Source organism: Paenibacillus sp. PvP094, from assembly GCF_040546835.1.
Classification (GTDB): domain Bacteria; phylum Bacillota; class Bacilli; order Paenibacillales; family Paenibacillaceae; genus Paenibacillus; species Paenibacillus illinoisensis.
On sequence record NZ_JBEPOM010000001.1, the window covers coordinates 4,012,364 to 4,026,872 of the forward strand.

17 protein-coding genes and 1 tRNA gene are annotated in these 14,509 nt (G+C 47.3%); 15 read left to right on the top strand and 3 right to left on the bottom strand.

Features of this window, described 5'->3' with window-relative positions:
* The first annotated feature begins 51 nt into the window (after window positions 1-51).
* On the top strand, window positions 52-537 hold the full coding sequence (locus tag ABIC22_RS18430) for a NucA/NucB deoxyribonuclease domain-containing protein (RefSeq protein WP_110821222.1): 486 nt from the start codon (window positions 52-54) through the stop codon (window positions 535-537).
* 83 nt (window positions 538-620) lie between these two features.
* Here the strand turns inward: ABIC22_RS18430 and ABIC22_RS18435 are convergent, their stop codons facing one another.
* Window positions 621-857, bottom strand: a complete 237-nt coding sequence (locus ABIC22_RS18435; RefSeq protein ID WP_095290050.1) for a hypothetical protein — start codon at window positions 855-857, stop codon at window positions 621-623.
* 227 nt (window positions 858-1,084) lie between these two features.
* Between ABIC22_RS18435 and ABIC22_RS18440 the strand changes: the two genes are divergently transcribed.
* The 7 genes from ABIC22_RS18440 to ABIC22_RS18470 all read left to right on the top strand — a co-directional run bounded on the left by ABIC22_RS18440 (window position 1,085) and on the right by ABIC22_RS18470 (window position 7,580).
* Window positions 1,085-1,543, top strand: coding sequence for a general stress protein (locus ABIC22_RS18440; protein ID WP_354482938.1), 459 nt, complete (start codon window positions 1,085-1,087; stop codon window positions 1,541-1,543).
* Between the two features lie 283 nt (window positions 1,544-1,826).
* A tRNA-Leu gene (locus ABIC22_RS18445) sits at window positions 1,827-1,912 on the top strand.
* Between the two features lie 273 nt (window positions 1,913-2,185).
* On the top strand, window positions 2,186-5,107 hold the full coding sequence (locus ABIC22_RS18450; RefSeq protein WP_354482941.1) for an insulinase family protein: 2,922 nt from the start codon (window positions 2,186-2,188) through the stop codon (window positions 5,105-5,107).
* Window positions 5,108-5,410: 303 nt separating this feature from the next.
* Window positions 5,411-6,079, top strand: a complete 669-nt coding sequence (gene ung, locus ABIC22_RS18455; protein WP_127537819.1) for a uracil-DNA glycosylase — start codon at window positions 5,411-5,413, stop codon at window positions 6,077-6,079.
* 19 nt (window positions 6,080-6,098) lie between these two features.
* Window positions 6,099-6,518, top strand: coding sequence for a hypothetical protein (locus tag ABIC22_RS18460; RefSeq protein WP_354482944.1), 420 nt, complete (start codon window positions 6,099-6,101; stop codon window positions 6,516-6,518).
* Window positions 6,519-6,747: 229 nt separating this feature from the next.
* Window positions 6,748-7,335, top strand: coding sequence for an LOG family protein (locus ABIC22_RS18465; RefSeq protein ID WP_354482947.1), 588 nt, complete (start codon window positions 6,748-6,750; stop codon window positions 7,333-7,335).
* A 113-nt stretch (window positions 7,336-7,448) separates the two neighbouring features.
* The gene (locus ABIC22_RS18470; RefSeq protein ID WP_217506391.1) at window positions 7,449-7,580 is read left to right on the top strand and encodes a YjcZ family sporulation protein; all 132 of its coding nucleotides are present in this window, start codon (window positions 7,449-7,451) and stop codon (window positions 7,578-7,580) included.
* A gap of 170 nt (window positions 7,581-7,750) precedes the next feature.
* On the opposite strand, the gene ABIC22_RS18475 is transcribed toward ABIC22_RS18470, so the two are convergent.
* The gene (locus ABIC22_RS18475; RefSeq protein ID WP_251642453.1) at window positions 7,751-8,044 is read right to left on the bottom strand and encodes a hypothetical protein; all 294 of its coding nucleotides are present in this window, start codon (window positions 8,042-8,044) and stop codon (window positions 7,751-7,753) included.
* Between the two features lie 239 nt (window positions 8,045-8,283).
* On the opposite strand from ABIC22_RS18475, the gene ABIC22_RS18480 reads away from it, so the two are divergent.
* From ABIC22_RS18480 to ABIC22_RS18500, 5 genes are all read left to right on the top strand, one after another.
* Window positions 8,284-9,018: a glycerophosphodiester phosphodiesterase gene (locus ABIC22_RS18480; protein ID WP_354482951.1), complete on the top strand. Its 735-nt coding sequence runs from the start codon at window positions 8,284-8,286 to the stop codon at window positions 9,016-9,018.
* 234 nt (window positions 9,019-9,252) lie between these two features.
* Window positions 9,253-10,308 carry a FecCD family ABC transporter permease gene (locus ABIC22_RS18485; protein ID WP_127537824.1) on the top strand — a complete coding sequence of 352 codons (1,056 nt, stop codon included), beginning with the start codon at window positions 9,253-9,255 and terminating at the stop codon, window positions 10,306-10,308.
* Window positions 10,309-10,310: 2 nt separating this feature from the next.
* The gene (locus tag ABIC22_RS18490) at window positions 10,311-11,342 is read left to right on the top strand and encodes a FecCD family ABC transporter permease (RefSeq protein WP_127537825.1); all 1,032 of its coding nucleotides are present in this window, start codon (window positions 10,311-10,313) and stop codon (window positions 11,340-11,342) included.
* Window positions 11,343-11,522: 180 nt separating this feature from the next.
* Window positions 11,523-11,843, top strand: coding sequence for a hypothetical protein (locus ABIC22_RS18495; RefSeq protein WP_354482955.1), 321 nt, complete (start codon window positions 11,523-11,525; stop codon window positions 11,841-11,843).
* 94 nt (window positions 11,844-11,937) lie between these two features.
* Entirely contained in the window at window positions 11,938-12,525 is a 588-nt protein-coding gene (locus ABIC22_RS18500; RefSeq protein WP_354482958.1) for a DUF3221 domain-containing protein, read from the top strand.
* Window positions 12,526-12,604: 79 nt separating this feature from the next.
* Here the strand turns inward: ABIC22_RS18500 and ABIC22_RS18505 are convergent, their stop codons facing one another.
* The gene (locus tag ABIC22_RS18505; RefSeq protein WP_127537828.1) at window positions 12,605-13,507 is read right to left on the bottom strand and encodes a manganese catalase family protein; all 903 of its coding nucleotides are present in this window, start codon (window positions 13,505-13,507) and stop codon (window positions 12,605-12,607) included.
* Window positions 13,508-13,722: 215 nt separating this feature from the next.
* On the opposite strand from ABIC22_RS18505, the gene ABIC22_RS18510 reads away from it, so the two are divergent.
* Window positions 13,723-14,016: a hypothetical protein gene (locus tag ABIC22_RS18510; RefSeq protein WP_127537829.1), complete on the top strand. Its 294-nt coding sequence runs from the start codon at window positions 13,723-13,725 to the stop codon at window positions 14,014-14,016.
* Window positions 14,017-14,069: 53 nt separating this feature from the next.
* Complete coding sequence (locus tag ABIC22_RS18515; protein ID WP_127537830.1) at window positions 14,070-14,390, top strand: DUF3889 domain-containing protein; 321 nt, start codon at window positions 14,070-14,072, stop codon at window positions 14,388-14,390.
* Window positions 14,391-14,509: the final 119 nt, after the last annotated feature.

Sequence of the window (14,509 nt, forward strand, 5' to 3'; positions counted from 1 at the left end):
TTTCACGAACGAACGTTCTGATATAATGCAAGAGGGAACGGGGGAGACAGCATGAAGAGGAAGCGCACAAGGAAGAAGAAAAACAAAGGTTGGAGCAATCTTAAGAAATCGTTTATTACGCTGGTAACGCTGGTGGTTTTGGCTGTCTTTGCCTGGTTCGAGGGAGAATTGCCGCTGGATCTGCCATCCCCGTTTAATGGGAGCAGTCAGGGCGTGGATCACACCATCACCTTTCCCTCAGATCGGTATCCGGAGACGGCGAAGCATATCAAGGACGCCATCAAGGCAGGGCACTCGGATGTATGCACGATTGATCGTGAGGGCGCAGACGCCAATCGCGACCTGTCACTCAAGGGTGTACCCGTGAAGAAAGGGAAGGATCGGGATGAGTGGCCCATGGCCATGTGTGCTGAAGGCGGGTCAAATGCAGATATCGAGTACATTACGCCCAAGGACAACCGCGGAGCGGGTTCATGGGTTGGTAATCAGCTGAGTACATATCCGGATGGAACACGGGTGAAGTTTGTTGTAAAGTAGCTTGAGATTTTATTAAGCCCAACATATACCAAAGCAAAACCAGACCCGTGAGGGTCTGGTTTTTGGGTTAATCAGCGATAGAGCTACAGATCTGCAATACTCAACTGCAGGCCCTTCATATGATGGGAACGGATACTCAGTATGCGGGTAACCTGCTCAACCTCATCAAAAGGAATCCAAAGGTTTCCCTGGACCGTACGAAGGGTAAGAATGGATGAGTCAGCAGAACGCTCGGGAAATCCGGTCACCGTTTGACCGCTGGTGTTGCGAACTACAATTTGTTGATTACGACGAATGGCAATTTCTACCTCTTTTTTCATAAGACATTGCTCCTGGTTATGAGATGGTTGCTTAATATGTCAATAATTTCAATGGTTAATTTGGCTTCTTTATCTAGTCTATCAGAACTAGGTATGGATTTCCAGAAAAGAAATAAATCCTTCCGGTTTAGGTGAATTGTCTTATGGAATAGATGGTTTGTTTAGAGCTTTGATCCAAGACGGATTAACGTTACGTTTATTACATGTCCTATTAGGGAGGGAACAGAATGACACAATTATTGGTTGGGCTAGTTCAAACGGAGAACGAAGCGATTATCATGCTTAACAAGCTCAAGGAAGCAGGATTGGAAGCGGAAGCGATGGGGGTTGTGGCGAAGGAGCATTTGGATCTTGATTTGATCAGCGAAAAAGCAGGTCTGGACAAACCGTTGAAGGGTGCTGGTACAGATGGTGCATTCGGCGTCTTCAAGGGTGTACTCGCAGCATTGGGAAAACGCATGGACCAGACGATCTCTGCGGGCAAAGCGGTTCGCCGACTGGCTGGCAATGAAATTGGAGGAGAAACGGATGATCTCGTTCTTACTTTGGCAGAAGCCGGCATTGCTGAAGAGGATGCTCAGTATTATGAGCAGTGGCTTCTTCAGGATCACTTCCTTATCGTGGTGGAATGCAGGGAGGAAGATGCTGCCCACATTGCACCGATTGTGAAGGGGGAAGATGCGTAGAACAGGATTCTTGCAACTTTTTAGTTTAATTTAAGCCTGATTTTAGGTTTCTTTAATGTTGGGGCGGTATTATGATCTCACACCTCCCTTAATATAGATGGTTTATAGAAAGTCCGGGACCGCAACTCGGACTTTCTAGGCACTGCCAGCTGACGCTGGTAGTGCCTTTTCACTTTTTTATGGTAGTTGTATTTTAAAAAAAATAAATTATATGTTGCATAATGTTCAGTCCTATGATAAGATATTTCTTGTCGCCTCAAGTAATAAAGTAATACATACATATGCCGGGGTGGCGGAATTGGCAGACGCACAGGACTTAAAATCCTGCGGTAGGTGACTACCGTACCGGTTCGATCCCGGTCCTCGGCATCCTTATTAAGAAGATCGCATGACGCTTGTTGAACAAGCTGTCGATGCGATCTTTTTTTATACCCTTTTTGAGCCTATGGAATTGAATTTCCGGGCCTTTCGGGTTCATAAACCGAAATTGTACATAATACATATCAGGAGACGTCTAGTTGCCTCAGGCTGTAAGTTAGGAAGACATGAAACGATGGTGTATACTATCCATAGGCATAAATTACCTTTATCTTGCGGAACTCAAGGAAGCAAAATAAATTTCTTTTGATGGAGGATCAGCATATGTTGAAACAACTTCAGTCTTACCAGGTTTTACAGGAACGCAGGATGGAGGAACTGAAATCAGATGGTTACCTGCTTGAACACAAAAAGTCAGGTGCCAGAATTGTCGTTTTATCCAACGAGGATGACAATAAAGTATTCAGTATCGGGTTTAGAACACCTCCGAGTGACAATACGGGTGTGCCTCATATTTTGGAGCATTCCGTACTGTGCGGGTCCAAGAAGTTTCCTGCAAAGGACTCCTTCGTGGAGCTGTTGAAGGGTTCACTGAATACCTTCCTGAATGCAATGACGTACCCTGACAAAACGATCTACCCGATCGCCAGCCGCAATGATCATGACTTCCACAACTTGATGGATATTTATCTGGATGCGGTACTGAACACCAACATTTATGAGAACGAGAAAATATTCCTGCAAGAGGGCTGGAACTACAATCTGGCCTCGCCTGAGGATGAATTGACATATAACGGTGTGGTGTACAACGAGATGAAGGGGGCATTTTCCTCACCGGAGCGTGTTGTACGCAGAGCCGTCCTGAATTCACTTTTCCCGGATACAACCTATTCCTGCGAGTCTGGAGGCATTCCGGATGAGATCACGGATCTGACCTACCAGGGCTTGCTCGATTTCCACACGAAATACTATCATCCTTCGAACAGCTACATATACCTGTACGGTGATATGGATATGGAAGAGAAGCTGAAATGGCTGGATGAAACCTACCTGAACCAGTACGATCGTATCGAGACGGACTCGGAGATTGGGGTACAGGAAGCCTTCAGCGAGCGGGTTGATGTGGTCAAAACCTATTCCGCGGGAAGTACCGAGTCGGAAGTGGATAACAGCTTTTTGACGTATAATGCCGTCATTGGAACCACGCTGGATCAGGAACTGAACATTGCCTTTCAAATTTTGCAGTATGCCCTTCTGAGTGCGCCAGGAGCTGTTCTGAAGCAGGCACTGCTGGATAAGGGGATTGCCAAAGAAGTCTATGGCTCGTATGACGACAGCTTGTATCAGCCTGTGCTGACCATCGGTTTGAAGAAGAGTAACCTGGAGAGCAAGCAGGTATTCTTGGATACAGTGCAGGAAGTGCTTCAGCGTGTGGTGAAGGAAGGAATTGATCCCAAGGCGCTGCTTGCGGGCATTAACTCCTATGAATTCAACCATCGTGAAGCTGATTTTGGAAGAATGCCGAAAGGGCTCATCTATGGCTTCTACACGCTTCAGAGCTGGCTCTATGATGATCAGGCGCCATTTGCACACCTGGAGGCCAATGACGTATTTGCAACGCTGCGAACCAAAATGAATGAAGGATACTTCGAGCAGTTGATTGAGCAGTATTTGCTGCAAAATACACATACCTCATTTGTTGCCGTGACTCCGGATAAAGGGCTGAATCAGCGGAAGGAAGAGGCGCTGCGTACCCGGTTGAAATCTTATCAGTCCAGTCTGAATGAGACCGAAATCGCAGAGTTGGTGCAAAAAACGAAAGAGCTTGCGGATTATCAAAATGAGCCTTCGACCAAAGAACAACAGCAGGTTATCCCAACCTTGTCGATTGAAGATATTGAACCCAAAGCATCCACCCTCTACCAAACCCTGAAGACGGTAGAGGGCACAACGATCCTGCATCACAATCTATACACCAACGGGATTGGTTATCTGAAGCTTTTATTTGATGTCAAAGAGATACCGCAGCATCTGCTGCCTTATGCCGGTCTGCTGAAAAGTGTACTCGGTTATGTGGATACGAAAAATTTCTCGTTCAACGAGTTATCCAATGAAATCCATATCCATTCAGGCGGAATCAGTGCAAGCGTAGGTGCGAGTGCTGATGCGAAACAGTACAACGCGTACCGGGCTCACTTTGAATTTGGCGCAAAAGTACTGTACAGCAAGCTGGGATTTGCTTTTGACATGATCAAAGAAATCATATTGACTTCCCGGTTCGACGACTCGAAGCGCTTGTATGAGATCATTTCCCAACTGAAGGGGCAACTGCAGCGCAGCTTGATCAACAGTGGGCACTCTGCGGCCATGGGCAGATCCTCTGCCAAACATTCAGCGGTGGCTGCCTTCCGGGAAGCTGTGAGTGGAATCGCCTTTTATCAATGGCTTGAAGACCTCCAGGCGAACTATGATGAGAGAAAAGAAGAGCTTGCTACTCGTCTTCAAGAATTGACTGGCATGATCTTCAGACCTGAACTGCTGCTTGTCAGCTATACCGCAGATGAGAAAGGGTATGAAGGATTGGAGCAGCAGGTGTCTGACCTGAAATCCAAGCTGTATACACATGATGTGGCGAAGGAGCATGCTGAATTCCAAGAGGTTCATCATAATGAAGGCTTCAAGTCACCTTCGGAAGTGCAATATGTTGTTCAGACAGGCAACTTCCTCACCAAGGGCTTCCAGTATACAGGCTCGCTGCGGGTTCTTCAGGGGATCCTATCTCTTGATTATCTGTGGACGAATATCCGGGCCAAGGGTGGTGCCTACGGCTGCATGAGCGGTTTTAGACGGAATGGAGACAGCTATCTGGCCTCATACAGAGACCCTAACCTTGAGAAAACCTACAAAGTGTATGAAGACATTCCGGAGTACTTGCAAAATTTCAAAGCGGATGAACGTGAAATGACGCGGTATATTATCGGTGCCATCCAGGATCTGGATACCCCGAGAACACCATATTCGGAAGGGAACTTCTCACTGGAATGCTACTTGTCCAACGTTACCGAAGCAGATCTTCAACAGGAGCGTGATGAAGTGTTGGGCACAACGGAAGCTCATATCGTTGATTCGGCTGCTCTCGTATCTGCAATTCTGGAACAAGGAAATCGCTGCGTTGTCGGCAACGAAAGCAAGATCGAAGAGCAAAGCTTCCTATTCGACGAAACGCTGGATCTGATTAAGTACTAAGCATAAGTAGTACATGGGTTTTCGCAAAGTGGAAGCATGAACAAAAAACGGGTCCCCAAGTGGTTTAGCCATCTGGGGGCTCGTTTTTTAGTTTATAGCTCATGAAAATGGCTTATAGAACAATCAGAGTATAGTAGTCTGAACCTGAACAGACATGCCCTTATAGCACATTTCTGGCCTGCCGCCCGGAGGTATGTTAAAATGATGGATAGTCTATGAGCCTTGACTCAGGCTCAACACAAGGGCAGCCAGAGGTTTCTGGCAGCACGGGAATGTTTTCATCAGCGAAAGGAGCCCATACATATGTTTGAAAACGATTGGGACACAGTGCTTAGAGAAGAGATTGAATCGGAGTATTTTAACGATATACGTTATGCATTAGCGGGAGAATACAAAACACAAACGGTATATCCGTCCAAAGAAAATCTGTTCTCCGCGCTCAAACTGACCCCTTATCATCAGGTCAAAGCAGTCATTCTGGGTCAGGATCCATATCACGGAGCTGGACAGGCCCATGGATTAAGCTTTTCGGTCATGCCAGGTGTACGCATCCCGCCTTCGCTGCTAAATATATATAAGGAGCTTCATGCAGATCTGGGATTGCCAATCCCCAAACACGGGTACTTGGTGCACTGGGCGGAACAAGGTGTATTGCTGCTTAACAATGTACTTACGGTACGCGAGGGCCAGCCGAATTCTCATCAGGGGCTGGGTTGGCAAAAGTTCACTGATGCGGTGATTCGTGCCTTGAATGAACGCTCGGAACCGATGGTGTTCATGCTGTGGGGCAGTCATGCACAGAAAAAAGGAGCCTTTATTGACCGGGACAAACATCTGGTGCTGGAATCAACACACCCCAGTCCACTTGCCGCACATCGTGGTTTTCTGGGCAGTCGGCCCTTCTCCAAAGCCAACGACTTCCTGACCTCCAAAGGTATTCAACCGATTGATTGGACTATACCGGAAAACTAGATAAGCGGAGGTGAGGACATTGCGGCATTGGGTTGGACGAAAAGTAGCAGTATATCGGGCAACAGGAATAAGAGAGCCACTGAAGGGAACCCTGGTAGAGTGGGATGAAGAAGCGGATTGTGTACGAATCGGACCGAAACGGATCAAGGTGTCGTTCGACAATATCGCAATGATCAGACCTCTGCCCGAAGAGAGCCTTCCTCTGAAGAAAGCACGTTCTGAGGTGCATAAGGTCGGATATGTGATGAAAAAGGCCATTCAGTTTGACAATGCCATCTATTTTAAGTCACAGGTCATGATATGGCGGCGGGCTAAAATTGTAGCCCTGTCCACGACGATTCTTCGTCATGATGAAGATCAGGTCGAGCTTGCAGATGGTCGGTTGCTTCGCAAGGACAAGCATATGTTTGTAGTGCGTACCAGACGGGGCATACGCTAATATGGCACGTATATTTAATATTCATTTCATGTAAAGATCATATAGATTTAATCTTCGGCCTTTATATTAAATGTAACAACCCCTTCTAAATGATGTGTAATAACATGGGAACCCGGCCGGCTGCAAACGGTCGGGCTTTTTTTGTCTCCAGACAATATGAAGGGGTAACATAGCAATGACATTCTTGTTATATACTAATGAGATAGACAACCAGAAGGAGTGAAGCCCTTTGAAACGTATATGTGTTTTTGCAGGTTCCAACCCCGGGAATCATCCGGACTATACACAGCAAGCCACCAACTTGGGCAAGCAAATTGCAGATAACGGATTCTCCCTCGTATATGGCGGGTCGTGCATGGGATTAATGGGTGCGGTGGCTGATGCAGCTCTGGAGAATGGTGGAGAGGTCATTGGCGTTATGCCAACCGGATTGTTTCGTGGGGAAATTGTGCATGGAGGCCTTACACAGCTGATTGAAGTAGGGACAATGCACGAGCGTAAGGCAACAATGGCGGAACTGTCGGATGGATTTATCGCCCTTCCTGGTGGCATGGGCACCTTTGAGGAATTGTTCGAAGTGCTGTGCTGGGCTCAAATCGGTATTCATCGTAAACCAGTTGGTTTATTGAATGTAAACGGTTATTACGAACCTTTGATGAAACTGGTGGAGCATAGTGTCCATGAAGGATTTTCGAATACTTCTCATCTCAGCCTGTGGAGTCTTGAATCCGAACCGGCCGAACTGCTTGCGAAGATGTCGGCTTACGTTCCCGCGCAGTTGACTCAGAAATGGACTCAGCTTAATGAACAGAAGTAAATCAAGATAGGGGTTGACCACCGGCATCTGCGGAAAACTTTCCGTTCTGCCCAAGCAATTTGCGGCCCGAGACATAGTCTATAGTGTACTTTCTTAAGAGGGGAGTGTCACTCATGAGCGAAATCAAAGGCACAGGTTACGGGTATGGATACGGAGGCTTCGGCGGCGGAGCATGGACATCTACAGGCGCGATTCTGGTACTGTTCATTCTGCTGGTTATCATCTCCCGCACCTTCATTCTGTAATTCGGTCAGCCTTTCCTGGATGGGAAGACTTGATCTGAAGCACACCGAATGAGGAATAAGCCTTTCCGAAGAGACGCCGGCAGCTGTCGGCGTCTCAGGGGAACGGTTTTTTTGTTTGCAAAAAAGAAAAACCCTGTTTCCCGGATAACGGTATACAGAGTTGTGAAGGGTTAAACGGCAACAACCGTATTGCTATCGCCAGGAATAAGTAGTGTTTTCCAGGCAATGTACACACCAATCACAGCGGCGATCAGAGCGAGGATCGCTGCTATTAAAGCTAACTGATCAAGTCCACGCTGTGCGTCATCAGTTGAAAATTGACTACTCGTTTTGTCAGGTACAGCCAGCCCTCGAATATATGCATGACCTGTTCGACGTTTATGCCCTGTAGAGGTTCGGTTTTTGCGACCGGGAGCATGTGAATGAGGGTGTATTACCGGTTTATGGGAAGTTATGCGCTTCAATAGTCAACCTCCTTATGGCGGAGTACGGAACTTCTATCGCTCATACTATGTTATGTCGATTTGCAGATTGAGTTCGCAAAAATGAGTGAATCCCCAATCTGAATGGACATCTCCCCCAAGCCATCTACGTCCATTATGGAATCGAACACGCATTAAACGTTCTGTTAATACGGTTATGACAAACCGGTCGTATAGTGGAATTGCTAGAGTTGATGTGCGAATACAGGAGGTGCTGAGGAATGGCGATTGAAATTATTGCGCATAGGGGAGCTTCCGCCGTCTGTCCCGAGAATACAATAACTGCGTTCGAATGTTGTCTACAGCTTGGAGCCACGGGTATTGAGACGGATGTTCAGATGTCCAGTGATGGCAGATTGGTACTGATTCATGATGAGACATTGAACCGGACTGCAGGTGCATCCGGCTGGGTTAAGGATACAACATACGAGCAATTGCGCACACTTGACGCAGGTAGCTGGTTCCATGCCGATTTTGCCCAAGAGCGAATCCCTTCACTGGAAGAACTGTTTGAACTCGTGCGGGGAAAAAGGATTCTGCTTAATCTGGAACTGAAAAATGGAATTGTTGCTTACAAGGGCATGGAGGAAAAGATCGTGCAAGCCATTCGAAATTGGGATTTGGAACAGCAAGTGATCCTTTCCAGCTTCAATCATGCATCTTTGGTGAAGTGTAAACGTATTGCTCCCGAGATTCGGACGGCACTTCTATACATGGAAAAACTTTATCGTCCTTACGACTATGCAGCCAAACTGGAGGCCTCGGCACTGCATCCATACAAGCTGGCTGTAACACAGGAGGAAGTAACTGCAGCGCAGGCTCAGGGGATTTCGACACATCCGTTTACCGTAAACGATCTTGCAGAGATGCATGCATTGATCCAGATGGGTGTGGAAGCGATCATTACGGATGTTCCCGATGTACTGGCCGCATTGATTGGAGTACATAGCCGTTAGCATCAAAAAAAAAAAGCTGCACCGGAGCCCTTATGCTCGGTGCAGCTTTTTTGGATCTAAAAAATGTTTAATGTAATAAACTTGTCCGATTTGTCCATTGCCAGCGAGAGATTGTTGACATACAATGATGTATGGGAATGAGAATCAATATCAGTAAAAGAACGGCAATAACAGAGAGGTGATTGTTATGTACATAGGATTGGTCTACTCCACTCATAACAAGGGTGGGCACATATGAGTTCGAAGGCTTCATCGGCAAGTCATAATACGGAATCTCCGACAGCCAAAATACATACTCGTCCCTGGGCTGCTACCTTGATCCTGACTGGTGGTCTCGTACTTCTCGCCCTGGGTATGGCTTTGTCCATTTCTTTTGGAGCCGCAGATATTAAACTCGGTGTAGTCTGGCAAGCCATCTTTAACTTCAACCCGGATCTTACCCCGCATCAGATCATCTGGGAAATTCGATTGCCGCGTATTCTTGGCGGGGCGATGGTTGGTGCCTGCTTCGCTGTAGCTGGTGCAATCATGCAGGGGATGACCCGCAATCCACTCGCAGATTCGGGCTTGCTTGGGCTCAATTCCGGGGCAGGATTTGCCCTGGCTGTGTGTTTCGCTTTTTTCCCTGGTATGCCGTACATGTATATCATTATGTATTCCTTTATCGGTGCAGGGCTTGGCGTACTGCTTGTATACGGATTCGGTGCAGCGTCCAGATCCGGCCTTACGCCTCTTAGGCTGGTGCTCGCGGGAGCAGCGGTATCCGCCATGTTGTCCGCACTGAGTGAAGGGATCGCATTGTATTTTAAAATTGGACAGGATCTGGCCTTCTGGACAGCGGGAGGTGTTGCCGGTACAAAATGGTCTCAACTGGAGATTATGTTCCCCTGGGTCCTGGCTGCACTTATTGTAGGCTTGATTATTTCTCGTTCTATCACGCTTCTTAGTCTCGGCGAAGAGATTGCCGTCGGACTGGGACAGCGTACCGGCTTGATTAAGCTCGTTGGTCTTATCGTTGTGCTTATTCTTGCGGGTACGGCCGTATCCGTGGTTGGTGCTGTAGGTTTCGTTGGACTTATCATCCCCCACCTTACACGTAAAATCGTCGGGGTTGATTATCGCTGGATCATTCCATGTTCCGCTGTCATGGGCAGCTTGCTGCTGGTGTTCGCTGATCTGGCTGCACGGATGATCAATCCGCCATACGAGACACCAATCGGTGCTCTGGTTGCCTTGATCGGGGTACCTTTCTTCCTCTATCTGGCCCGTAAAGAAAGGAGGTCTCTGTAATTATGGGATCCTCAACTCTCACTGGTGCTGAGCGCAAAAAGAGAACGAAAAGCACCATTGTCATGATTGTACTTGGTGCATTGATTATTGCAGCATTTATGATCAGCATGAACACGGGGTTCACGAAGCTGAGCCCTTTTGAGGTGCTGCGTACGTTATTCGGTGGGGGAACACCGAAGCAGGAGCTCATCCTGTTTGAGTTCCGTTTGCCCCGGATTGTAATTTCAATCATGGTAGGTGCCGGGCTTGCCTTGTCCGGATGTATTTTGCAAGGTGTGTCCCGTAACGCACTGGCGGATCCGGGGATACTTGGGATCAATGCAGGTGCGGGGCTCGTCGTAATGCTATTTGTATCCTTTTTCCCTACAACAACGGCGGCCCCTGTATTTCTGCTGCCGATTCTTGCCTTGATTGGATCCAGTTTTGCCGCCTTTCTCATCTATGTGCTTTCGTATAAAAAGGGAGAGGGCATCATGCCTACCCGTATGCTTCTTACAGGAATTGGGGTAGCTGCCGGAATCAGCTCTGCTATGATTGTGCTTACACTTCGGCTCAGTCCGGAGAAGTATCAGTTTGTGGCGACATGGATGGCAGGCAGCATCTGGGGATCAAACTGGAAGTTCGTAACGGCATTGCTTCCATTCTTAATTATTCTTATTCCGGTCGTTCTATATAAGGCGCGTGTGCTGAATGTCCTGAACCTTGGGGACCAGACCGCCAGTGGACTTGGTGCATCGGTTAATCGTGAGAGACTCATCCTGCTTGCTGCTGCCGTAGGTCTTGCCGGGTCCTGCGTATCTGTCAGTGGCGGAATTGGTTTTGTAGGTCTGATCGGACCGCATCTGGCCAGACGCCTTGTGGGTCCGAAACATCAGTTTCTTTTGCCTGCATCCGCTTTGGTCGGTTCTCTTCTTGTTCTCATTGCGGACACGCTGGGCCGTGTCATTCTGCAGCCTTCCGAGATTCCGGCAGGAATTCTGGTTGCGATCCTTGGGGCGCCATATTTCCTCTATCTTTTGAGCAGATCCAGATAGAGCTATTCACATGGTAACAGAACGTCTTCATTTGGCACGCATAGGGCCGGACGAAGGCGTTTTTGTTTTAATTGATATGGATGTGATTAATGTACCGGAGAAGGGCGAAATATAATGGATAAGCAGGAAATGATTCTTCAACATGATAAGTTGGGATTATATTCGAAGGAGGCGGACAAGATGACGCAAATTCTTGGCACGTGGCTGATATTCATTTTGCTTCTGGTCATCCTGTATCGAGGCATTAAAAAACTGTCGCAATCGCATCAAAAGCCGGTGTTCAGACGGTGGGGCGGTTTGATGGCCGTATTATTTATCGTGGGGGCGGTGCCCTTGGGCTTTGCTTTTTATACCGAGTTAACCGATGAACGGCTGGATGCCAATATTGGGCTGGGAATCGCCATGCTTTTTGCCTGGGGCTACTGTGTTCTGCTGTGTTGTGCAGGTCTGATCATTTGGGGAAGGTATGCGTACAAAAGATCCCAAAGAATTAATCGATAAGCATGCTCTTCTTTTGCAACATCGGGTCATGGAAAGCCGTCTATTGGAAGAGAAATAGGCTGCACCACATGTTGCCTATAGAGGGGGAATGGAAGTGGCCAGTCGTATGATCGTTCTTATGCTGCTCATCATATTAATTCTTACAGGGTGTTCGGTACAGGTTCAGAAGGAAGGGGAACTGCCGCGAACAGATGCTCCCAAAGAGAAAGGGTTTACCGGCTATGTGGTGGATCGCAAAGAGAATTCCATCCTTGTTGTGAATTCCGAACATGATGAAATCGGAACGAATGGAGAAACCCGTAAGTATTATCCGGCAAAATGGTTCTCCAATGTGCCTGATTCTCAGATTGGTACGTATGTTGAAGTCTGGACGGATGGAAGTCCGGAGGTTGAGCCTTATCCAGGTCGTGCAAGAGCAAAGTCCATTGCAGAGTATGCTGCGGCAACTCCCGATGGCGCGAAGATCAGTGAGGCGGACGCAATTCGTGGCAGAATTTATTTATCCGATGGTAAGGAGATAAGTTTGCCGGTCATTGAAGACGTTGAGTTTCATGCCGATAAAGGAATTTGGACGGTTCGCATGCGGGATGCCATGTCAGCGGATGATAATCAGGCCCAGATTGAACTCGAAGTCCGGGATGTGGAGCCAGTGGAATCGGTGCAAGAACAAAAAAGTGAATGAAGCATAAAAAAACAAAAGCCCTCAGATCTGCTTATCTAGCAAACGAGGGCTTTATATGTTATGACATGATCATGCTTTATCAATCCGCAATATTTCCCGCCATCTTCAGACGACGTGCAATTTCCGCGAAGTCCTCATGTGAAATGCCTGGGGCGAATTCTTCTTCCACCGCAGGGGCTTCCGGAATCGGAAAGCCTTCTGGAACACCTTGAATGACTTCAAGTGGTTGTCCATCTTCAGGGTGTGTTCCTTTCCAGATTTGGCTGATGGCATTAAAGTCTTTATCGCTATACGTGTACAGCTTTGTGTGTACGCCTTTTTCTTCATATTTTCGGGTCTCGGTGAACGCCTTGTTGTCCAATGAAGGAATAGGAACCAGTTTGGTCACGTTCACGCCTGTTGCAATTTCCAGTGCTTTGGCGTAGGCAACGACGTGTACGCCGCCGCGTACAAGCAGGAACCCAACCACTTCCCGGGCAGCAGGGTGGTCCGTCATTTCGTATACTTTCATTTTATGTGTACGTGCGCCGCATTCGAGGAAAAAGTTATGCAGCAGATCCTCGACCAGATTACCACTGTTGAACACATTTGCACCGGTCCACGGGTTGCCCATGGAATCAAAAGGCATGGCACCTTGGGCCCCCGCCAGGTAATGATAGGATAGACGTGCATCCTTCACGGAACCAAGGGGTGTATCATCGGGTTCCTTGTAGGCGGTTGAACCTCTGAGACATTGGTTTATCCCGTGAGACACCAGCTCCACGTGACCCAATTCTTCGGCTGTAATACTCATGACGAGGTCGTAGAAGGGCTTCAATTTTTCCTTGGAGCGAAAATTAAACGACTGGTAGAGGTAATTGTTCAACGTTGACATCTCTCCGAATTTGCCACCTAGCAGCTCCTGTATGGATGCAGCTGCATTGGGATCCGGCTTCTCGACATTGGGGATTTCAATCAAGATTTCATCCATTCGTTTGAACATTTACATATAACCTCCTCGAAATGGGTGTTCAGATCATACTTCAGTCTATCAAGGCCTATTACACATAGAATGGGAGAATCAAACCGTATATAGCATATTTGGGGCTAAAGACGTATATATCCGATTCAGGATCTAGTTTCCATTGGGGATGTATTAGGGTTACAATTAGAGTCATTGAGGATTTTCGCTGAGGGCAATGAAAAGGAGGACAAGTTTTGCTTAAACGTTGGCTTATCGCTGTATTTACGATAGGTATACTTTTACTTCTTCATGTGGAGCAGGTCTCTGCTTATGTTCATCATGAAGTCGAAGTGGATCAACAAACGAGGGAAGCCTTAAAGAAAAAGTATGGGCTGGATGCACCGTCCGATCCGGACCCCACGAATCATGTATTGTCAGGTGACTGGGGAATAAGCTTCAATCCTCCCCTGGATCGGCATCAAACGATCCTCCAGATTGTTCGCTGGGTTCAGCATCCTGTAACGTTAATCATTCGACTGATCGTGTAAAATCATCCTCCCATGGGCAGGCTAACGGAAACAAGCCCCAAGGAGTGATTGATATGAGATTACTTATCGTTACACTGTTGACGATTATGCTGAGTTTGTCGGGACTAGCCACCAGTTCAGCGGCTCCCATTCCGGATTATGCGAAGTGGGGAATCATCGCGGTAAAAGAAACGCAGACCAAATATAATGTGGACATACTGGATTACAAGCATATTGGACGTACATCGCTGACAGCCAACCAATCCCGGGAGCAGTTTAAGTTATGGGTGCGGGGCAAGGATGGCAAAGAGTTTGCTGTGTATGTCAATGTTGATTTTAATCCGTCTACGCAGCAGTTAAAAAAGGTGCAGTTCAGTGAATCGGATCGACACTAAAAAATAAAAAAAAGCCAGGCATCTCTGATTGATGGGACAAGCCTGGTTTTTTGCTGTATAAAATCCTTTTTTTAGTCATTGAATAAAGAACTTATGTTCGCATATAATAAGGAATACAA